Genomic DNA, 20,394 nt, shown 5'->3' on the forward strand with positions numbered 1-20,394 from the left:
CCTCCGCCAATTTACGGCGCGAAAAAACACCGGCGGGCAGTCAGCGGGGCGGTCCGGGAGTGATCTCGAACTAGTCTCCAATTAACCAACAGGACGAATCGATATCGGGATTAGTTGGTTAAACTGTCACCGTCTCTATTGACCGGCTTCGGGTTCGGGCCCATAGCGAGGTGTCCCGCACCGCTGACACTCCCACATGGGCTGCCCGGTCCACTCGTCGTCGGGGATAGCCTCGAATTCGCGAAATCGATGCTTAGTCTCCCGATCACACTCCCGACACTCGAGGTGAGTTCTGTTTGGGCGCTCGCGTCGTGGCTGTTCGGTATCGGTCTTGCCAACGGATTCCTGGAGCGCAATCGCCGGCACCAGCCAGAGGTCGTCGTCTGCGTCCTCACGTAGGCTTGCAAGACGATCTTCGGAGTGAACCCCACTCCCGGTTTCCTCGTAGAGGAACGTCGTGTGCTCGCCGTCGTGACAGGACTGCGTCGTCTCTGTCCACGCCGTCCGCTCACGAGCAGCCGCGAGCAGCTGATTACCACATTCAGACGTGACCCGTGTCGCCGAGGGGAGCGAGGGCCACTGATCGACAAGCTGTGGGGCCGGTTCTTCGTCGAGATCATAGATTAGCTTGCAGTCATCGACTACTGGGTCATCATCTGCCCTCGCGAGGAGGGTGGCCGCAGCAGATCCCTTCGCGACGGCGCCGTAGAACGTCGACGCCTCAACGAGCAGCTGGATGACGTGGAGGAGAGTCCGTTCGGCATTCGACGTGCCCTGCTCGTCGGCTGCTTCGAGATGGTTCGTGAGACAGAACCGGCACTTCGACTGGCCAGCGGGGATCGACGCTCCACAGGAATCGCACTCGGTCGCAGCTGCTGTCGGGTCGTCTGGATAGCCTGCGTCGACGCCACCAGAGCGTTGCCGCCGGAGCTCACCACTACTACTGGCGAGTTGGTCGTCGGGAACGTGGGTCGCTTCGCCGAGCGGTCGGAGGGCTTCGTAGTCGGCGTACTGGTCGGTCATAGAGTGATCTGGCCGTATCATGCTTCGTCTTCGGGTTTAAATAATGGCTCTCACATCAATCAGCCTACAGACATACAACCGAAAATCAGCAGTGTGGGCGTTAGACAGCCAGTTCGTCCAGCGCATCGCGGTGGGTCCGCACGGTGACCACCGAGACGTTCGCAACGTCAGCGACGTCTGACTGGGTGAGCCACATTCCGTCTTCGCGTCCGGCCTTGTACAGACAGGCTGCAGCGAATCCGGATGGCCGAACCCCCGTTGTTGCTCCGGTCGATTCGGATGCTTCCGCCAACTGCCGAGCCCGCTGCCGGATCTGATCGGAGACGTCGAGCTCCGAGGCCAACTGCGGAACGAACGCACTCGGCGTCACGGGCTGGGCTGGCAGGCCGAGTTCCGTATTCAGCGTCGTGTATGCGTTCGTCACCCGCGATTGCTCGACGCGCGCCGACTCGGTGATGTCGTCGAGCGTTCGCGGCCGCCCGTTGCACCGACACGCTCCGTAGACACTCGCGGCGGCCATCGCCTCGATTGAGCGGCCCTGCAGGAGATCCTCGTTCTGAGCGCTGCGGAATAGCTGGCAGGCCTGGTCACGGATCGTCTCGGATAGTTCGAGCGCACTACTGATCCGGCGGACTTCACTAAGCCCGTGTGCGAGGTTGCGTTCAGCTTTCGACTGAAACCGCCCACGGGTCTGTTCACGCCGCATCCGAGCGAGCCGCCGTCGCTTCTGTCCTGAGAGTTCGTTCCCGTTCGCATCGGTCCCGCGGCCGATCTCCGTCGACAACCCTCGATCGTGTCGTGCCGCCGTCAACGGAGCGCCCGTTCGCTCCCGTTCGTCTTCGTCGAACCCTCGCCACTCTGGCCCGTGGTCGATCCGCTGCTCGTCGATGACCAGCCCACAGTCCTCGCAGATGGTTTCAATCGCATTGGTGGTGACCCGGCCGTCGCACTCGGGACACTGGTTCGCACTCGATTCCGTCTGGACGTCTTCGTCGAACGCCGTCTCGTAGATGTCTCTGGTTGCCATGAATACACACGAGGGGATACACGCAAATCGCGCCTCTCGGAATGCCCCTCACCCATCAGGGGGGCAAATACACACCACGGAGGACGGCGCTGACACCGATGGACTGCGGTGGCGAAAGCCCGGCCGCGCAACGGCGCGTAGCGCCGTGAGCAGCCCGGACCGTGGAGGTGGTGGGAGGTGGCGGTGACTGCGTACACACCAGCAAAAAAAGGGGGCGTCGCCCCGGCTATTCCCACCAGCGGCCGCATTCTGGGAATTCGAGGGAGAATTCAATAGATGAATAATTGGCCTCTTTCTGTTTAGTTTCGACTACTCTTGCCAGTGCAGAAATACTATCGAGTCCGATAGTTAGTCCTGCTTAGATTCAAGTTCTTCTACCCGCTGTTTTAGTTCCTCTATCTCATTTTCCTTCCCGCCGCCAGTAGCGCGATTGATAAATGCGACTACACCGACAAACACGGGTACTGAAACTAGCAGGAACAGGAGGAGGATGAACCAAACTTCGGGACCCATGTTTGGGGGTTAGTTAGATACTCAATTGATTCTTTCGTACTCGATGCAGTTTTCGCCCCAGCACCAGCTAGACGGTTCTACTGGATTGATCAAATCTGGTACTATTATATGTCGCATGAGTGCTGTCGAATCCGCTCTGGCAAACCGAATTTCTCACAGACGGGGCACTCTTGCAGCGGTGTTGGTGGTTGGTTCTCCCATTCCTCCAGCGCAGCCCTGAGATGGTGCTCAACCTCGTCTGATTCAGTACGGGTCAGGGCCTGCACGAGATGCATTCGCAGTCGCTCACGGCTTGTCGTTGTCTGCTGATCACTCATAACTGATTTTTGGAGGACAAATTGTATCGCCCTCCGCCCTTCTGAGGGCTCAAAAAACACCACGGACTACGAATTCGTCCTAATCAACCGTTGGTGGTGGATTAGCGGATAAGGAAAGTGCTGACGTGAATGGCTGGCTATGAATGGCGAACATCGGGTTGTAGTGGTGAAATTTGCTCCCATCGAGCGTGATGCTCGATGCAGAGGGTGACTAGATTATCGAGTGCATTCGCTTGTTCGTAGTCAATCTCACCGGTTTCGTCTCTGAATGACCGCAGCGGGACAATATGGTGTACGTGGAGGTCGCGTCCGTACTGGTTTCGGTGGCTTGCCCGTGTGTGGTCACAGTTCGGGCGCTGGCACTCGAATCCATCTCGTTGTACCGCTCTTTCACGCTGCTGACTCCATTTCGGACCATACCACAAGCGATCCCGCTCTTTTCCACCGACCCACCGCGGATGATCAGAGCCACAATACGGGGTATGTGGCTCGTAGCCTGCGGTCGTGATTGCTGCATCCCACCCACCAAACTCTCGAAGATAGCCCTTGATCGAGTACTGTCCGTGTTCGTCTAAATCAGCAATTGCTGGGACGTGACCGAGTTCCTCAGTGAGTCGATGAATCTCTGCAAGAAGGTCCTCTCGTGGGATTTCCTCATTATGTGGTTCGAACCCAGCACTCCGTAGGGCGTCGTTCCAGCTTCCAAACCGCTTGCTGGCAGTTTTCCGCGAGTATTTCCCGTGGTTGTTCATCTCGTCGACCGTTGGTGGATGGCCGAGTCGATCGGCAAGCGCCTGAATAGCTTCGATAATCTGGTCTTTTGGGACGTTCGTGGGGCGTTTGACCTCGAGATCTGCTGCCCGTAGAGCGTCATTCCACGTTCCAAAGTGGCTCAGATACGTACTTCGCGAGTATTCTCCCCCGGTGTTCATCTCGCTCATCTCCGGCGGGTGGCCTTTCTCGGTGGCAAGCCGTTGGAGTTCAGTTATCAAGTCCTCTTCTTGGCGATCATCGCGGTGATACCACGAGATGTGTCCGGCTTTCTTGCTGCCCGTTTCGAAGTCTTCCCCGCAGAATTCACATACGTACTCGTTCGTATCCTCGGACATAGCTGGTTCAAGGACGCGATACTGTCGCGCCCGTACCCCTCCGGGCGCAAGATAGACCGTGCCGAACCACTCGCTGGATCTCTCGACCCCAGCCACAGTTCGTGGAATGTCAGCTCAAGGTCGTGGCTGCGCGCGCAGCGACGCGAGCACGGAGCGGAGGGTGGGGCGGTGGGGTCTGGGTCGGTCCGGCGCGTAAGAAAAAAGAAGACTACGTCAGCAGGCTATGCTTCCCACCAGCGGCCGCGCTCCGGGAAGTGGATATCCGACCAGCCAGTCAGCGCGATTGAGCACCGACCTTCGTACCAGTTCTTGGCTGCTGCCCGAAACCGCACTGTCTGACCTTCACGCACCACTGTCTGCTGTGATTTCTCCCAGCAGGTGAACTTGATTTTCCCGCTATCATCCGCTATCAGCCCGACTTGCTGAATGGCGCTACTGCTGGGAGACCAGAGTTCGATTATCTCGCCTTCGACCGTCACCTCACCGACCGGGACGTCCGGCACGTCCGCGATGGGCACGATCGCCCCCGGCGCCGCCTTTAGTTCCTCGAGGGTCTCCAGCACCGCCTTCGTGACGTCCCGCCCGCGCTGCACCTTCTCGGCCAGTTGCTTCGCGACGACCGCTCTCGACCAGCCGCCCTGTACTTCGTCGCTGATCCGCATCGCCTGCTTGTTCACCGCCGCGAGTTCCTCCTGCGTCAGCTTCTCTCGGGGATCCGTGCGCTCCACCGGTTCGGGCTCGTCCCGGCCACACTGCTCGACGACGACCTCCCGCGTCCGCTTCGCGCGTCCCTCCTGCTTACTGAGTTCCGCCTGGGCACTGATGTGCTCCAGCTCGGCTTCCCGGGCCTCGATGCGCTCTTCCTGTTCGAGGGTCTTCCCGAACAGGTGATCCGGACCTTCCTCGACCCGCGCGTCCGGATGGTTGGAATCGACTTTCGCCTGCACTTCCATGTCGACCGTCGCCCGGAACTCCGGCGTCTCGTCGACGACCTCGAAACCGTCCTCGTCGACCTCGACGTCATCGTGTTTCTCGAAAGCCTGTTCATCGACCGAAACTACATCCGTGGTGACGTTCTTACTTGACATTGGAATCACTCACAGGTGATTTCCGACGAAGGCGCTCACGCGCCCGACACCGCGATGCTACAACATCGCGGATTTCCTCGACGACAACGACCGACAGACTCGTCTGCGCGCTCTCGCTCGCGCCTTCGCGAGCGCCCTGTGGGCGCGAGCGAGAGCGCGCCCGAGGCGGACGACCATCCAGCACCGCGCGCCGACCCGCCCGGAGCGAGCGGCCAGCGGGATATGCCCGCTCGTGTCCGGCCCGATGTGCGGGTTCGTGTCCAGAGCGACTGTCGTCGAGAACGCGCGCCGCGGTGTGGCGCGCGACAGCGCAGGCGGCACCAAGCGCTGGAACGCGAAAGCCCGCAAGGGGCGCAACCGACGGGGATACCCGCTGGCGCCGAGGGCACATGCATTTTAGCCCGGAACGGGCGCGGGCGGTGCGGAGAGCGCCCGCACGCCCGGAATGGTCGGTCGCGAGCGACGCGGAGGGCGGCAGCGGCGAGCGGGGCGGGCCGTCACGTACACACCTGTCCAGCTGGCCGCGACACTCGGCGATCCAGCTACCGTCCTGGCGGACTCAGAAAGGGCGAGGCCGTCTCGGTCGTCCCCCGACCCCGCAAGCACCACAGGCACGAGGAGCGCAGCGGTGGTCGCGGGATGCCGAGCGGCCGAGGGCTTTCAGAAACTGTATTTCAATCGTCGTGCTGCGCGTTCAATTCTGTAAGGAACTGGCCGGCTGCTGTCCCGATACGAACACCGTCGACGTTACGCATCTCGAGGTCATGCGTAGCAGTCCGAAAGGGGTGGTGGTCGACGAGGATGCGATGGATAACGGTTCGGACGGGGCCGGTCCCGTACCTATCGACGACAGTAGCCATCATCTCGTCAAGATGCGCGTCCCGGTGCTCCGTCCGGGGATGCTGTGCGCGTTCGAGGATGAGTTCGACCACGTCATCAACTGATGCGTGCTCGGGATTCTTCGTTCGTTCACAAACGTCGTAGAGAGCGTCGTTATCGGACATTCCAAATCACTTCGAAGGATCCTCCATGGTGTCAGGGCTCTTCGAGCAATGAGCGAGCTCGCTGCACGTAACTGTTCGCGCCCCAGCTACGGGCGTCACTGATCGCATCGAGGAGCAACCGGGCATCGGCAGCTGATAGGTGTTCAGTTCGAACGAGAACCGAGAGTAGCGTCGGTGTCGTGACGAGTCGGGTATCAGCGAGTGAGGCGTGAATCAAGCCAAGTTGGTTGAACTCGTCACAGAGGAAGAGTGCAGCATCGAGATCGTTCGCGAGCGTGACCGCCGCGTTCTCACCGTCATCGAGCGGAAACTCGGCATCGAGGTCCACCGACTGTGTCGTGAATGACTCCGTTTGGTCGAGGACGGCGGACGCGGCGTGGCCATGGACGTCATCGTAGGAGGCGATCTCTCGGAGTTCATCGATGACCGCCGTTGGGACGACGACCTCGTACCGGGAGAGACAGAGTGCGAGTGGATCAGGATCGTCGTCAGTAACGATCCCGAGACTCACGAGGGCGGAGGCGTCTGCGATAAGCCGCGACATCTAAGCGTCGGCGACCTCGTCGACGAAGTCCTCGTCCAGTTGCTGTTTCAACACTCGGAGGTTTGCCGCCTCCTCGGCGCCGACGAGCGCTTTGAGTTGCTCGAAGGTGATCTCATCGTCGTAATAGGCGGCAGCGATCTCCTGGGTGAGTGCGTCGTCGTGAGCGGCGTCTTGGAGGTACTCCCGAAGCGCGGTCACGAGGACGTCTGTTCGGTCTTCCCCGAGGACTGCGGCCAGTGCGTCGGCCCGGTCGATGAGCCGATCGGGGGCCCGAAACTGCACGCGCTTCTTATCGGTGCTCATAATGTGTACATTGTGAGCCAACGCACTTAGCCGTTTTCGTGTGTACGATGTGAGCGTCACTCGGTCGAGCGTCACTCGGCTACGAGATGCTCTTCGAGATCACGCGTCCAGTACGTTGCGAGCCCCCCTGGACTACAGTGCTCGCACAGTTGCAACGGGCCTTCGAGGTGCCCCAGTTCCACACGGAACCGGGTGAGCGCTGCGAGCGTGTCAACGACGAGCCCACACCCGTCGCAGGCGTGGTGATCGTGCTCCTCGGGATCCGGCCGTTCTTGGACGGCACAGTCGACACAGATTGGGTGGGTGACCCGTTCGTCCTGCCCCCACGTATGCGCCTCGCCCATTTCTGACCCTGGCAGCGTCTCGCAGAACGCACACCCGGAAAGCGTCTGTTGCATCAGTTGTCCTCCGCGTCTCTGGCGGCTCTCCATCCGCGATGGAACACGGCGAGCTGGGTGATCGAGTCGAAGGCCTCGCCACTCGGCCCGTGAACGAGGACCCGCTGGTCGGGGACCGGCGTCACCACATCGTCTTCAATGAGATCACCCACGAGACGGCGGGCACTCCGCTCGTCGACGTCCGCCGTCGAGACCCGGGCCCCATCCCGGTCCTGGGCAACGAGTTCGGTTTCGAGTCGTTCGTAGTCGTCTGTCGTATCGTCGAGGATATCAGGTCCAGTCATGGAAGCTCTCACTGGACGCGCTTCGAGCGCGCCTCGCCCCTTTGCGGGCGCGAACGACGATCACGTGCGGCCAGCTCGCCCGGCCGTTTGCGCCCTGCTCTTCCCGGGCACGTACGCCGAACCCGTTCCTCTCCTGCTGCTGATGGGCTAGCTCTCCACCGTCGATGGCACACTGCGTATTTCGGCGGATTGCAAGAGTCGATAGCGGGGAGGCTCTCTTCTTTCGGACTGTTAGAGTGCGATCACGAGGCCGGTCACGAGTATTACGAGTCCGAGTGCCAGCCACGTCGTTCGCGCTGCGAGACGCCGCCAGCACTGCTGCCCCAGCTGGCGGAGTTGATCACGGAGGGCTGCCCGCCGTTCCGTTTCGAGGACCGCGACTTCGTCGTAGTAATCGCGGCGATCTGCGGGAAGCGTCCGGAGTGTCGTCTGGCACTCGCTGCAGGTGTATTCGAACTCTGCCCGGACGTGCTGGCGGCGGAACTCTTGCTCGCCGCCCTCGTCGTAGCCTGTGATCTCGTACACGAGGAGTTTTGAGACGAAGCGACGGTTCCCACACTCCGGACATTGGTCCATCCTGAGCGTTGGTGTTCCATCCTCGCTGCTCGTATCGTCTGGCCAGGATCTCTGTGGCTCTGTGTCCTCGGTCTCTCGGGGTGGGCTCGTGTGGTTTTCTGACGGCGATGCACTCGCTGTCTCGGAGTTACTAAACGTAGACATGGATTCACCTGTGACTGCACTCAGCTGACTCCAGGCTGGACACCACGACGACTCTCCTGGTGGTGCCCATCGCGCTGAGCGCCGTCACCCTTGGTCGGCGCGATAAACGCCACTGCGGGGGCAGTCGCTTATTCGTTCCACAGTACTGCGATCCGGTCTTCAATCTCGTCGAGGACGAGTCGCAGGACATCACGATGATCGGTCGGCCAGGAGTCATCGTCACCGGGCGTCGGGGCGGTGGGCGGGGGATGGAAGTGATCGCGCGTATTGTGGGGGTTCGGATGCCGATCCCATCGGCATTCCCAGGTGTGCTCCGAATGAGTCTCTCGATAGTGGATCTTGAAGTCGTCGTTCGTGTACCAGCGAATAGTCAGGGTTGCTTCGTCAACGGGCGCTGGGTAGTACGATGATGCAAAGACGACCTGAAGCTCGAGATGGCCACTTGCATCCGTGATGGCCGCTCGGGAGACTTGTCCGGTGGCTTGGAGCCGTGTCTGAAGGAACTCGAGGATGGGGCGATCGATGGGGGCGGGGCTCCCGCCATCGCCTGTCGGTGGCACCATCGAGCGGGTTACCCGGATGCCTGTTCGCGCTCGCCACCCGTGCGTTGCTGGCGTGCGCGTTCGTAGCGGTCACGCTCCTCGCGGGCGGTCGCCCAGTCGGCGAGGTCGCTGTACACGTCGTCGATGGTCCGTTCGTCGCTGGCTTCCGCGGCGGCGACGGCGTCGACGACGGCCGGTGACGCGGCGTCGTACGCCTCCTCATACTCGGTGATGCGCGTCGTCAGCTCACGAACGCGGTCCTGGAGTTCCTCGACAGAATGGTCGGCTGCGAGCTGGTTGATGCGTCGCCACTCGAAGTACGCGTCATTACGCTCGTAGGTGGCTGGGTGGCCGTCGTGCCGGGTAACGATGCCGAGATCGTCGAACCAGCCCAGATACTTTCGGGCGGTCTTGGGGTCACAGTCGGCGCTGTCGGCGATCGCGCTTGCCGTCGTCGGCTCGCGGGTCTGCAGGATGGTGCCGTAGATGCGTTGTTCGACGTCGTCGCTGGCGAACGCATCCTCAAAGGGAGGTGGCCCATCGGCGGCGTCTGTCTCGGACATACTCAGAATTGCAGGTCTAAGGATATAGTTCTTACTTCAAGGAATAGTTTCCCGAACAACAGTATCCTGCGATAGCTCCCATTTTGCGGCGAGATTGAGCGTAGTTAACCAACAAACAGCGCAATATAGCGAGAACGTTGGTTAATACTTCTATCTCGCGGAACCAGAACTCTCGAGGGAGGGCTTCTCGGATGAAGGTGATGCGGCGCTACTACTCGGACTGGCCACCGAAGAATCGACTCAACATAGAGGGTGATTCTGAATCGTCATCGGTCTCTCTCGCAGTACCGGAGTCTTCCTCGTGAGACTGCGCAGTCTCCCGGTCACGGGTTGCGAGTTCGCCGGTGAGCCGCTCGACCTCTGCTTCGAGAGTCTTGATCCGCTCCGTCTTCTGTTCGAGTGTTGCTTCGAGCTCGTCGACGCGCTCGCTCAACAGTCGGTTTTTCTCCGTCAGGTATGCACGACTCCGGTCTGCCTCGTCAGGTGTCCCGCCAGCTGTGACCTCGTCAGGTGTGCCGTGGGGATCTGCGGCGTCGTCGCCGGCGTCCGGGTTGTAGAACTCCGATGTGGTCGCAATCGCTCGCTCGATGGTCTTCTCGCCGTAGGTCGACCCGTCAGCGTAGTGAACCTCGTCCCATTTCTCGCGGTGGAGTCCCGACTGGCGGAACAGGTGATCCATCTGCGTCTGGTCGCCGCCGGTCCAGAATGCAAGCAAACAGCACAGAGCCATGTCGGCCTCGGACTGACTGTCGTAGCCGACCGTATTCCCGTTCCAGAGCCGCTCGAACTTCTCGCCGTTCGATGCGTTTCGCGCTTTTTCGAGGAGGTCCTCGTCTTCGAGGTCGACGTCGACGTCGGCTGCGTCGGTCGTCGGTGACCGGGCGTCAGTGCCATCACGCTGTTCGGACTCGGAGGCTGTGTCACGCTCTGTGTCCTGGACGTACTCGCGGTGAATCGCTGTGAGCGCGTCCTGCCGGCGTGCAACGCGCGTTGGTGTCCACTCGACGTGGTCGCCAGTGACGGTGAAAAAGCGTGCTGTGTCGTATAGTTCGATGCTCCCTCGCCGATTCCGGCCCTTCGGGAGTTCACCCCTGAGGAGAACGTGATAGCCGGTACCGGACGGTGACACCTCGGTGTAGGAGTCGAGTCGCTCAATGATGTCCAGCGCTGCGTCGTCGACGTCGCCGGTTTCCGGGTCGCGGCAGTCGTCCAGATCGACGCCGACGATGGGATCGTCGTCAGTAAACACGAACCCAATACCATCGGCGTGCTCTGTCTCGCTGTAGTCGAGTGCTGCCTCGAAACTCGCCCAGGTCTCCGACTCTGTTGCTGACGCGAACCCCCCAGCCCCTGGCGTCACCGGAATCTTCGTCGGTTTGCCGTCTCGCTCCTCCTCGCGCCAGCACACCCACTGGTCGCGTTCGCGTAACGTCTCCGGAATCGCCTCCGGCTCGTTGACGATAGGGTCACTCATCCTCACGTAGCACCTCGCATGGCTCTCACTGGTTCTGAGCCAGCACAGAACGCTCTCTGCTGTACGTCGCGATCCAATCCCTTGGTCCCAACGGGGACCCCCCGTTCTATCTTAGTTGGTTGTTGGGTGGAACACCCGCTATAGCAGGTTAAAAATCGCTGGACGTGAGCGTGTTCCACCCATTTCGCTCGGTTCGTTGGTGTTCCACCCATTGAGGATTTGGGTGGAACATGCCGCCGTCGGGTGATTTCCGACCTTCGAGTTTGATTGGATGAGGTCATGATTCAGCTTGGGTGGAACAGGTCTCAAGAAGTCCCGATGATATCGGGAATTGGAGCGTGTACGTCCGTTTCATGGCTGAAAGTCCTCTTCAGATCGGATGCGGACACCAGTGTAATGCGGGACGGGTTCTCCGTCGATTCGCTTCTTCGTGGAGTCCACCTTGATGTGGGTGTTGAGCTTCCGGGTGAACCAACTCTTATTCAGCGGATCGTCGATGCCGTGTGCCTCTGCCCAGTCGTTGTAGAGACCGAATACATCGTCTTTCGGCACGGCTTCATCCGCGTCTTCGACGAGATATTCGTCGACAAACGCTTCGAACGACGGTGGCGATTGGTCTTCCTCGACTTTCTCATCGGCCTGGTCGGTCTGACTGGGTGGTTCGTCAGCGGCCGCTGATTCGGGCGATACCGGACGGAGCGACTCGTCAGTGATTGTCGAGAGTGGCCGCTTCTCACCGTCTTCATACACAACCGATTCCGCTTCATCGTGAAGGATAACGATGCCGTACGTCGAACGTGTGTAATCTGGGACGGGGAGTTCGGCTTCGGGGACGAATGGCTTCTTGACACGCACCCAGTCGTCCTCGAACTTCGATTTCGTCTCGTAGATGTGTTGCTCACCGTGCTCGTATACCACGTACTCGTCGGCAGCGTGGTCGTAGCTGTAGATGGCTGGAACACGGTCCTTCGAGAGTTTTTCAAGCGACGGGAGGCGGATGTGTTCCGTCCCGCTGGCATCACGAAGGACGATCTCGGCGCCATCACGCTGCCAGATATTCTGGGTCCCGTTCTCGTCGTCGGTCGCCGGTCGCACGGCCGTCACTCCACCTTCTTCGGTTGCCCCGCCGTTGAACGTGAGATTCGAGTCAGTTGTGTAGAACCGCGTCTCGTCATTCTGAAGGGTGCGGATGGGTGGCGTGAGAATGCCGTCGACACGCTTGGCCCACTCAGTTTCGTCGTTTCCTGGTCGAACGACAAACAGTGGGATATCCCCTGCTGCTTGGGCCTTCCGGAGATTCGTGAGTACCTTCGCGGGATTGTCGGGCGTCGTCGTTTCGACTTCGATGGCGAATCGGTCGGCAACGTCGGGGTGGCTCGCCCTCGCGTCAGGTTTCTCGCTGCCATCCTGTGCGAGGATCGAGACGGTGAAACCGAGTGCGGTGAGTTCTTCTTCGATCTGGAGGAGTGCTGCGTCGTGGGCACTCCCACCAGCGGCCTGCACGCTACCAGTATCGGGTGTCGAGACATCCTCTCCGGCGTCAGTGAGCCGGATGCGGAGCTCGTCGGCGTCGATATCGACGGTCGTATCGAGGTATCGTGATCGTTCTCGGATGTCCGCGAGTGCATCATACGACGGCGGCTCGGCGTCAACGTCGTCGAAGAGTCGTCTGAGTTCGTCGTCGACTGCTTCGACGGCCACCCAGCCGTTCTCCTCACGGCATCCTTCTCGAAGCTGGAGACTCCGGACCACCGTCGCAATCGCGACGTCCAGGTCGTCGCTCGCGATATCGAGCACCTCGTGTTCGTTGGTCGGTGTTCTCGTTGTTGAGGCGTCTGTTGCGGCCGGCACGCCGTGTTCGTCACTGATGTGCTCGTGCATCGAGGAGAGCGTCTCAGTGAACTGCTCCTCTTCACGCTCAGTGAGCGGGGTTTCGCTTTCGGGGTGGCCCGGTGGGATCGGGAGGGGTTCGAGACTGAACGGATACGGCCCCGTTTCACCGAACGTCGGGCTTGGCAGGCTGGCGATCCACTCTCCGCGCGGCAACGAACGAATCCGATTGGCGAAATCCGCAGGGTCCATTTCTTCGTGGGCCATCGCTCGTGCCAGTTCCCGGTCGACGTTGATTTTCCCGATGAGCGAACTGCCGATGTTGTTCAGGGCATTCAGGTAGATCTTCCGCCCACCTTCAGCCTCCATCTGTTCGGGGAACTGCATCGACAGACCAACAGAGAGGCGAAAGCCCCGCCCTTTCTCGAGGAGATCGTTCATGATGTCGGAGACCACGACCGACGCTGCCTCGTCGACGAGCAAGTTCACGACGTAGTCGTCCGGGTGCTGGGAGAGCGCCTGTTTGCGATCTTTGAGGGCCGCATCGAGATTCGTCAGGATCACACCGGTCATAATCCGGGCGGCGTCGTCGCGCAGGTCGCCGAGGTCGAAGAGGATGACCGTATCCTCATCGAGGACATCCCGAAAGTCGAACTGGTTCTCGGTATTGTTGAAGATCTGCCGCAGGTGCGTATCCTGTGAAATGTACGCAAGGCGGTTTCCGACACCACCCATCACGTTCGCGAAGGTGTTCGGATCTAACTGGAGTTGCCGTCGAATCGTCCGCGTGACCTCCTCGTCGCTCGACCGTGGGGCGTTGCCGATGTTTTCGTTCGGTGGCCCGGCCTCCCAGAGCTGGTCGACGACGTGTTCGAGCTGTCGGTGGGCGAAATAGTCCGTCGACGCTCGGTACAGCCCGTTTTCACGGCCGTATTCCTCGTCGAACAGGGCCTTGATGAGTGTCTTGATGAGAGTCGGGGCCACAGTCGCCCGCTCGTAGCGGTCGGTTCCCATCACGAGCTTCAAAATCTCTTCGTAGTGGTCGGCCTTCCGTTGGACGGCGTCTTCGCGGCGCCGTCCGCTCTCCATCGACGGTTCGAGATCGAAAAACGAGAACCCGGGGAGGACGTCCGGGATTGGGAAGTGGACGACGTTCTCTTCGAGGTCGGTCATTCCGAACCGACGCGCGTGAGCTCGCATATAATTCTGGGCCATATCGTCGTTCTTCGGGATGATGAGGATCGTCGGCCCCTCGGTGTTGTCGTACAGCGACAGCATATCGTTGATGAGGGCTTTCGATTTCCCAGAGCCGGTTGTTCCGAACCGGCCGTAATGAGTGGGCAACAGTCCGGGTGGAATGTGTGTCGGCACGTCTTCGGCCTCGCCGGTGTCGTCGAGGGCATACCCGATTGCCATCCCGTCTCGGAACTCACCCATAAGGTCCTGGTGCGGACGGGGCAACGGATTCCGACTCTGCTGTTCCGCACGCGTCCCACGTGCCCCCTCGACAGTAAGCTGCTCCGAGGAGGGGACGAGTACGAAGTGCGCGAGTTCTCGACCACTCAGGACGAACTCCGGTCGGGTCGTCCCACGACCGGTCGTGATCTCACGATCCAAGAGCCGCTGCAGCGCCGCTCGTGCGTTCCGTTCTTTTGTGGCTGCCCGCAAGCCGCTGTCACGTATTCGTTCGGCTGCAACCTGGTAGTACGGCCCGTCAAGCGGGTCGAATACTGGGACAAGTGACTGTATCCGCTCATCGAGATCATCGCGACCGTTACCACCGGATGGAATCCCGACTGCTCGGATGTTCGCGGTGAACGACCGCTTCGGATTTTTCGCCTCGATTGCTGCGACACGTTTTGCAACCGCGTCGCTCAGCTGGTTTCTGTCCCGGTTCTCCGGCTGATCGTCAAGTTCGAAGAGGGAGCCAATAATCTCCTGAGCGAGTGTGTCTCGGCCGTCGATGACGTCCTCCTTGCGAAGGTCGGCATCGGACTGCCAGCTCTCGCGTCGCTGGAAGACGACTTGGAATGCTACTGGTGCTGTCGCCTCCATTAGGTGGTCGACGAGCGACGCGAGCGCACCTCCTGGCTGATCGACGGCTGGGAGTTCCGCTTCGTCGTCTGCAGTAAATGGCGAGAGTGAGGTCATCCAGTCTTGCTTCCGAGTTGCCGACCCTTGCCACCGCACGCCGAGTGGGGAGACGGATTCGGTCGCTGGCCGCGCGAGTATCGTCCCCTCCGATGTTACCGTTGGTTTGGCAAGCGTCGTGAGTGGCTCATCCTCGGGAATCGCATCTGGTGGGGCGAGTTCGAGGGCAGTATCGCCGATCTCGATGATGTGGTCGGCAGACTGGTCACCGACCGTTCCTCCATCCGCGACCGATTCGGCGTCCCCTGGCCCCGATTGTTTGTTGTCGTCAGTGCCACGTTCGTATTGCTCGTCAGGGTCGAATTCGTACTGGAGGTCGCCCGCCTCATAGTGCTCGACGAATGTCTCGCGGTCGAATTCGACAGGCTGTACGAGTCGGGATGCGATGTCGACCTCGGTACGCTCGATGTCGAACGTCTCGGGATAGACCGACCGGAGCCGCTTCTCAAGGGTATCCAGATGGTCGTCGGCACCGTAGTAGAATTCGACGAGGTCATCTTTCCCCTCGCTGAGCGCGAGGAATTCGAAGCGTAGCGGTGTGTCGCTATGTAGCGGATTGAGTTTGTCAGCTAGCCCTGTCGAGTCCGTGGAGGTCAGTTTGTGGAGGCTCTCCAGTGCCTGCGGCAGACGCTCCGGATTGAGCCGTTCGGAGGTTGGCGTCACGCGAAGGTACTCACGCATCGCCGTCACCTCCCGCTGCGCCACCATCAGTCTCTGCTGGCGTCTGCTCAGGTGGGCGTTGTCCGTTGTCGGTCGCTCGGCTTTCAATATCGTCTTGGAACGCCTGCACCTCCGCGTCCACAGCATTCTCACCAGTCCCCGGGAGTGAGTCTCGCCGTTGCTCGGTTGGCTCGAAGTCGATGACCTGCTTCTCCTTGGGCATCGCTTTGACCTGAATGCCGCGCCACTCGCCGTCGACGCCCACGAGGGCCTCGGAGAAACCGGCGTCCTCGTTGCCAGGAACGGCGTCCTGAACGAACCGCATCTGCGCGTAGTTCAGCCCGAACTCGTCGGCCCACTCCTTGTCCATCCCGTCGAGGCGGTGGAACTGCTTGACCGCACACTGGTCCAGGATGGCCTCAGATTCGGCGTGCTCGAAGAACTCGTCGACGGTCTGCGTGACCAGTCGGATCGAGAGGTCGTGGTGGCGGTGGTGCCGGAACACCGTTTCGAGGAACGCCAGACTCGCGGCGTCCTGCATGATGTAGCGGGCCTCGTCGATGTAGAACACGACCTCCTTCTCCGAGACCTTCGCTCGCTCGTAGACCAGCGAGATGAGCAGCTGCATGGTCAGCGCCGTACTGCTGTCGACGCTCCCCTCCTGCTGGGCGAGGTCGAGATAGATGACCTTCTCGTCCCGGATGTCGAAGTCGGATTCCTGGCCGAGGTTGGCGTGGCGACCGTCGTCCTCGAAGGGGCGGAGCTGGTCGAGGAGCCACGTCGCATCCTCCTTGATCTTCCCGGCCTCCTCGTCGGATCGGACAACGAACTCCTCGGGATCGTTGACCATGTCCTCGAAGACGTCCATCATGTCCCGGATGGTCGGACTCGGGTTGCCGTGCGTCGAGATGTCGTCGGTGATGTCGTTACGCTTGTACGCTCGCTTGAGACCCAGTTCCAGTGTCGTCCGGCGGTCACCCAGCGAGATCCCGCGGAGCGCGAAGAAGTTGGTAAGGAAGCTCATCGCGTCGTCGAGCTTCTCGTTGAACGGGCTCGCGTCCTCACCCATCGCCCGCTGGACGTGCTCGGGTGTCTCGCGGATCTCCAAGGGATTCAGCCCGAGTGTCCCGCCGACCGTGATGCGTTTGGCATCGAGCGCTTCGGCGACTCCTGCCCAGTTGTTCAACGGCTCGAGGATGATGCCGATGCGGTCCTTGCTCTGCTCGATGGAACGGATGAAGTTCTGCTTCGAACTGAACGACTTCCCCGAGCCGGTATCGCCCACGGTGAACATCGCGTACCCGTTGTCCCGGGCGAACGGGTCGATGACCACGGGGCTTTGATTGTCTTTGTGAATCCCGAACTCGACGCCGCCCTCCTCGAGAATCGTCGCGTTGTGCGGCGAGGAGAGTAACGCGCCGACGGCGCCGCCGAGCGCAATCGATGTCCGCCCGAACTCGTTGTCGCCGATGGGTGCGGCGGACTGGAGAGCGAGATCCTGCCGACAGATTGCGGTCTTCGGCGTGAGGTTCGCCGGATCGTCGCGGAGCGCGCTCTTGACCTTCTGGACGGCATCTCTGAGCTCGTCTTTCTCGTCGGCCCGGACCGTGATGAACATCCCTTGGTCGAAGACGTTCGCGCCGTTCTCGACAGCCTTGTACGTCGCTGCGGCCTCGTTGGCGCGCTCTTGGAGATACGCGCTCCGGATACTCTGTTCGAGGTCAGCATCGACCTGGAGGTCGTCCGCGATGTCCTGCAGTTCGTTCCGGGCCCGCTCCTGGTTCTTCGGCGTGATGTGGGCCGTCAGATCGAACTGCACGTCGGTCATCTCGAAGAGGTCGCTCAGATACCCGTCGTTGGGATAGTCGGCATAGTTAGCGATGTACAGTGTCGTCGTCCACTGCTCGCCGACCCGTGCGGCTCGCGTTTCCCACTCGACAGCTCCGGGCGCGGTGACGGTCTTGTGCGACTCGGAGATGTCGTCGAGGAGCTTGCGTTCGGCCTCGCCTTCTTCGAGTGTCTCCTCGTCGAGGATATCGGTGAAGTCCACGTCTGGTTCATCATCCGCAGTGAAGCGGTCCCAGAGGTACTTACCGCCGACGCCAAGGCCGAGACCTACTGCAAGGGCTAGTACTGCACTCTCTGCTGGTGTCAGGTTCTGGAGCCACCCGGTGACGGAGCCAAGCGCGCCACCATCAGTCTGGAGGATCACATTACGCATCGTGTGGGTCCTCCCGGCGCGAGTGGCCGATGATCGATTGGTCGCGAACGACACGTTCCGCCTCGTCGTAGTCATGTTCGCGGCCGTTCCAAAAGTCCATATTCAGAACGAACAGCTCGACCGTGCTGAGTCGACGTGCGGACCACCCCGACGCCTGCTGGATGAACTCGGAGCGAACGTCGTTCACGCGACTGTCGAGCTTCTCGAACATCTGCGCACGACGTTCGACGTCGGTGAGGTCCTCGCGGCGAGTGACGAACGGGTTGAACAGGAACCCGATGACGGGGAACTGGGTCAGCTTCTCGGCGGGGGTGCCCTCGTCGCGGAAGCGGTCGTACACTTCTATCGGGCTGACTTCAACGCCGATGTAGTACCGGACCTGCTGAATGCCCCGGTCACGCATCTCCTTCGGCCGTGTTTCCCGATATTCTTCGAGGAGTTCCCGGAAGATCGGGTTCTCCGTAACGTCTTCGTCAGTGAGGCGCTCCTCGATGGTCTCGGTGATCTGCTCGACCGGGAAGGAACGGGTTGTGGCGTGGAGTTTGAGCTTCGAGTCCAGCTCTTTGTTGGCGAACTCTTCTCCGGCGTCTTGCAGCTGTGCCCAGTCGTCGGACATTGCGAAGTCCATGTTGGCCGGATCGATCTCGATGAATGCCTCCATCGAGCCGTCTTCACGCTGGATAGCACCAGCGCCCGGCCACGCTCGCTTGATGTTGGTGAGATCCTGCGTTCGCTCGTCCGGCTTGAACGGCGTGTAGTTCGCGAGTCCGCCCTCGTTGCGCTCTGACTCGTTGGTACCCGTGTCGGCGTTGGCGGGCGCACTGAACGTGACCTGAGGCCGTTTGAGGTACCGATAGACGTCTTTGGTCCACGTCCAGGCGTTCTGGTGGGTTGGTGAGACGTAGATGACGGCAACGCCAAAGCCAAGCCCGCCAGCAACGAACGGGAGAGCCAGTGATTCGATCCCGGTGAGGCCCGCGATAAACAGCCCAATAATGGGGAAGGCGATGAGCATGCCGACGTCCCCTTCCTCGATATTGAGATACGGGATGCGGCTCTCCTCGCCGAACTGATCCATGATGCGCCGTGCGGCCGCGTCTTGATCTGCTGACATTGTTAGTGGATTCCTCGATCAAACTCCATCCCACGGTCGTCACTCGCCGATTCCGCTGTCGCTCCACCAGGGTCATTCTCTGTTCGACGGTACGATGGCGTCCCGCCATCGTCTCCTCCATGCCCACCGCGGGCAGCCGCTTTTTGGGCGACGGCGTGGCCAGCGGCGGCTTTCGGCCCCCATCGAGCGGCGGTCGTCGCGACGCCGGCGCCACCGACGTAGGCTCCAGCGGCGACACCGCCAACGAGTGCTGCGCCTTTCGTTGCACCGCCGACGACTTTGGCCGTCAGCGGAGTCGCGTATTTGAACGTCTTCCACGTGATGTAGAGGGCGACCAGCGGGAGGGACGCAGCGACGAGATATTTGAGGAACGCTGTTCCTGGCGTGAGCGTCCCACCGCCGTAGATCAAGTCGTACCCCTTGAGGACCATCGCTGCCGGGAGCGGGAGGACAGCCAACGGGACAAACCGTTTGCAAAACCCCATCGCGATATCGGATACGACCGGAATATTTCCGTAGGCCAGTGCAAATGCAATCGGCATTCCGTACAGGTAGACATACAGCAGAATCATCCGGATGTAGAACAGCGCCTCCAACGCCCACATCGAGATTCCACCAATCACGGCAAACAATAATCCCAGCCCTGGGTTTGTGATAGATACTTCCAAGAATCCAATCATCGCCTCCGTAACCGAGGAAAGCTCCGGCATCAGGGCGATAGTGAATCCGTCAACGAGGTAGAGCGCGAGAGTCCCAATCCAGTACCACGTAATGATTAGAAAAGCACCGACCCAGGCCGTTTTCTTCGTTTTTCGGGCTTCGTAGGTACTTCCAATATTGAAGATCCGAACCGTGTGACGGCCCTGAACGCTCATCACAAGGAGCAAGAGGGCAACTAGCATGATTTCGCCGCCGATGAGAGCATCGTGAATCGCTGGCCAGGGTGCATTGGTCGGTTCACCGAAGACAAAAGCTCCGTTCGTCTCTGGAGTAGGTGTCCCGAACATTCCCTCAGTCAGAGTTTCATACCCTGATCTGAGACCGTCCATGAACAGCCCAATGAACCACTCAACGACGCCCTTGATACCCTCAAGGACGACATCAATGAGATCGACCATCGTTATACCTCAGTGATCGTGACCTCACAATCAGTCATATCGTCGGAACCAGTGTATTGAACGTTGTAGGTGCTTGAGACCTGATTTCCACCGACCCGTGTCTCAACGATAACAGTAAACTGGCCACTATTCCCGTCTGGGGAGCATCCCATCCCGTCCTCAGTTTCTGTACCGAACGGAAACGAACTACTGAACAGGTCGGCCGTCTCGCCGGGGGAAACTACTACCCGGTCGGTTTCGTGCATTCCACTGCCTCTGGGGTTCTCAATTGGATTGGGAACGTCCCCGGAGAAGATTCAGTACCTCACAAAGCATCCTCGGCTAGCTGTTTCTGAAGCCTGAGTTCTGTGGCAGAGCGGTTACACTAGCGGTCTCGACGAGAGAATCTTGG

18 protein-coding genes and 1 pseudogene are annotated in these 20,394 nt (G+C 60.4%); all 19 read right to left on the bottom strand.

Annotation, left to right across the window (positions count from 1 at the left end; genetic code table 11):
• Positions 1-135: 135 nt before the first annotated feature.
• Positions 136-1,023, bottom strand: a complete 888-nt coding sequence (locus J2744_RS13810; protein WP_210113834.1) for a biosurfactant protein 1 — start codon at positions 1,021-1,023, stop codon at positions 136-138.
• Positions 1,024-1,123: 100 nt separating this feature from the next.
• Positions 1,124-2,050 (bottom strand): transcription initiation factor IIB, encoded by a 927-nt coding sequence (locus J2744_RS13815; protein ID WP_210113835.1) that lies wholly within the window; start codon positions 2,048-2,050, stop codon positions 1,124-1,126.
• Positions 2,051-2,398: 348 nt separating this feature from the next.
• Positions 2,399-2,563: a hypothetical protein gene (locus J2744_RS13820; RefSeq protein WP_210113836.1), complete on the bottom strand. Its 165-nt coding sequence runs from the start codon at positions 2,561-2,563 to the stop codon at positions 2,399-2,401.
• A 454-nt stretch (positions 2,564-3,017) separates the two neighbouring features.
• Positions 3,018-4,085 (bottom strand): homing endonuclease associated repeat-containing protein, encoded by a 1,068-nt coding sequence (locus tag J2744_RS13825; protein WP_210113837.1) that lies wholly within the window; start codon positions 4,083-4,085, stop codon positions 3,018-3,020.
• A 125-nt stretch (positions 4,086-4,210) separates the two neighbouring features.
• Positions 4,211-5,077, bottom strand: a complete 867-nt coding sequence (locus J2744_RS13830) for a DNA-binding protein (protein ID WP_210113838.1) — start codon at positions 5,075-5,077, stop codon at positions 4,211-4,213.
• Between the two features lie 674 nt (positions 5,078-5,751).
• Positions 5,752-6,081, bottom strand: coding sequence for a hypothetical protein (locus tag J2744_RS13835; protein WP_210113839.1), 330 nt, complete (start codon positions 6,079-6,081; stop codon positions 5,752-5,754).
• A gap of 31 nt (positions 6,082-6,112) precedes the next feature.
• Positions 6,113-6,625 (bottom strand): PIN domain-containing protein, encoded by a 513-nt coding sequence (locus tag J2744_RS13840; RefSeq protein ID WP_079235407.1) that lies wholly within the window; start codon positions 6,623-6,625, stop codon positions 6,113-6,115.
• A complete protein-coding gene (locus J2744_RS13845) occupies positions 6,626-6,928 on the bottom strand; it encodes a hypothetical protein (RefSeq protein WP_210113840.1) in 303 nt (100 codons plus the stop codon).
• 71 nt (positions 6,929-6,999) lie between these two features.
• The gene (locus tag J2744_RS13850; RefSeq protein WP_122106710.1) at positions 7,000-7,326 is read right to left on the bottom strand and encodes a DUF7558 family protein; all 327 of its coding nucleotides are present in this window, start codon (positions 7,324-7,326) and stop codon (positions 7,000-7,002) included.
• Complete coding sequence (locus J2744_RS13855) at positions 7,326-7,610, bottom strand: hypothetical protein (RefSeq protein ID WP_122106709.1); 285 nt, start codon at positions 7,608-7,610, stop codon at positions 7,326-7,328. Before J2744_RS13855 ends, J2744_RS13850 begins: the two co-directional genes overlap by 1 nt.
• Positions 7,611-7,841: 231 nt before the next feature.
• Positions 7,842-8,186, bottom strand: coding sequence for a hypothetical protein (locus J2744_RS13860; protein ID WP_245203386.1), 345 nt, complete (start codon positions 8,184-8,186; stop codon positions 7,842-7,844).
• Positions 8,187-8,458: 272 nt separating this feature from the next.
• The gene (locus J2744_RS15565; protein WP_343771684.1) at positions 8,459-8,893 is read right to left on the bottom strand and encodes a hypothetical protein; all 435 of its coding nucleotides are present in this window, start codon (positions 8,891-8,893) and stop codon (positions 8,459-8,461) included.
• Between the two features lie 8 nt (positions 8,894-8,901).
• Positions 8,902-9,435 (bottom strand): DUF7342 family protein, encoded by a 534-nt coding sequence (locus J2744_RS13865; protein WP_210113842.1) that lies wholly within the window; start codon positions 9,433-9,435, stop codon positions 8,902-8,904.
• A 211-nt stretch (positions 9,436-9,646) separates the two neighbouring features.
• Positions 9,647-10,909 carry a phage NrS-1 polymerase family protein gene (locus tag J2744_RS13870; protein WP_210113843.1) on the bottom strand — a complete coding sequence of 421 codons (1,263 nt, stop codon included), beginning with the start codon at positions 10,907-10,909 and terminating at the stop codon, positions 9,647-9,649.
• A gap of 351 nt (positions 10,910-11,260) precedes the next feature.
• Positions 11,261-15,598 carry a primase-like DNA-binding domain-containing protein gene (locus J2744_RS13875; RefSeq protein ID WP_245203387.1) on the bottom strand — a complete coding sequence of 1,446 codons (4,338 nt, stop codon included), beginning with the start codon at positions 15,596-15,598 and terminating at the stop codon, positions 11,261-11,263.
• Positions 15,564-17,771, bottom strand: a complete 2,208-nt coding sequence (locus J2744_RS13880) for a VirB4 family type IV secretion system protein (RefSeq protein WP_049987850.1) — start codon at positions 17,769-17,771, stop codon at positions 15,564-15,566. Before J2744_RS13880 ends, J2744_RS13875 begins: the two co-directional genes overlap by 35 nt.
• Positions 17,764-18,885, bottom strand: coding sequence for a hypothetical protein (locus J2744_RS13885; RefSeq protein WP_049987851.1), 1,122 nt, complete (start codon positions 18,883-18,885; stop codon positions 17,764-17,766). Before J2744_RS13885 ends, J2744_RS13880 begins: the two co-directional genes overlap by 8 nt.
• Before the next feature lie 2 nt (positions 18,886-18,887).
• A complete protein-coding gene (locus J2744_RS13890; RefSeq protein ID WP_092893807.1) occupies positions 18,888-20,003 on the bottom strand; it encodes a hypothetical protein in 1,116 nt (371 codons plus the stop codon).
• Positions 20,004-20,005: 2 nt separating this feature from the next.
• Positions 20,006-20,299 (bottom strand): annotated as a pseudogene (locus tag J2744_RS15570) (hypothetical protein); the annotation flags it as partial.
• Positions 20,300-20,394: the final 95 nt, after the last annotated feature.

The organism is Halorubrum trapanicum, assembly GCF_017873555.1.
Classification (GTDB): Archaea; Halobacteriota; Halobacteria; order Halobacteriales; family Haloferacaceae; genus Halorubrum; species Halorubrum trapanicum.

Bases quoted from the DNA above. Each gene is read 5' to 3' on its own strand.
- J2744_RS13810 (WP_210113834.1), bottom strand. From the start codon at position 1,023: ATGACCGACCAGTACGCCGACTACGAAGCCCTCCGACCGCTCGGCGAA.
- J2744_RS13815 (WP_210113835.1), bottom strand. From the start codon at position 2,050: ATGGCAACCAGAGACATCTACGAGACGGCGTTCGACGAAGACGTCCAG.
- J2744_RS13820 (WP_210113836.1), bottom strand. From the start codon at position 2,563: ATGGGTCCCGAAGTTTGGTTCATCCTCCTCCTGTTCCTGCTAGTTTCA.
- J2744_RS13830 (WP_210113838.1), bottom strand. From the start codon at position 5,077: ATGTCAAGTAAGAACGTCACCACGGATGTAGTTTCGGTCGATGAACAG.
- J2744_RS13835 (WP_210113839.1), bottom strand. From the start codon at position 6,081: ATGTCCGATAACGACGCTCTCTACGACGTTTGTGAACGAACGAAGAAT.
- J2744_RS13840 (WP_079235407.1), bottom strand. From the start codon at position 6,625: ATGTCGCGGCTTATCGCAGACGCCTCCGCCCTCGTGAGTCTCGGGATC.
- J2744_RS13845 (WP_210113840.1), bottom strand. From the start codon at position 6,928: ATGAGCACCGATAAGAAGCGCGTGCAGTTTCGGGCCCCCGATCGGCTC.
- J2744_RS13850 (WP_122106710.1), bottom strand. From the start codon at position 7,326: ATGCAACAGACGCTTTCCGGGTGTGCGTTCTGCGAGACGCTGCCAGGG.
- J2744_RS13855 (WP_122106709.1), bottom strand. From the start codon at position 7,610: ATGACTGGACCTGATATCCTCGACGATACGACAGACGACTACGAACGA.
- J2744_RS13860 (WP_245203386.1), bottom strand. From the start codon at position 8,186: ATGGACCAATGTCCGGAGTGTGGGAACCGTCGCTTCGTCTCAAAACTC.
- J2744_RS15565 (WP_343771684.1), bottom strand. From the start codon at position 8,893: ATGGTGCCACCGACAGGCGATGGCGGGAGCCCCGCCCCCATCGATCGC.
- J2744_RS13865 (WP_210113842.1), bottom strand. From the start codon at position 9,435: ATGTCCGAGACAGACGCCGCCGATGGGCCACCTCCCTTTGAGGATGCG.
- J2744_RS13870 (WP_210113843.1), bottom strand. From the start codon at position 10,909: ATGAGTGACCCTATCGTCAACGAGCCGGAGGCGATTCCGGAGACGTTA.
- J2744_RS13875 (WP_245203387.1), bottom strand. From the start codon at position 15,598: ATGGTGGCGCAGCGGGAGGTGACGGCGATGCGTGAGTACCTTCGCGTG.
- J2744_RS13880 (WP_049987850.1), bottom strand. From the start codon at position 17,771: ATGCGTAATGTGATCCTCCAGACTGATGGTGGCGCGCTTGGCTCCGTC.
- J2744_RS13885 (WP_049987851.1), bottom strand. From the start codon at position 18,885: ATGTCAGCAGATCAAGACGCGGCCGCACGGCGCATCATGGATCAGTTC.
- J2744_RS13890 (WP_092893807.1), bottom strand. From the start codon at position 20,003: ATGGTCGATCTCATTGATGTCGTCCTTGAGGGTATCAAGGGCGTCGTT.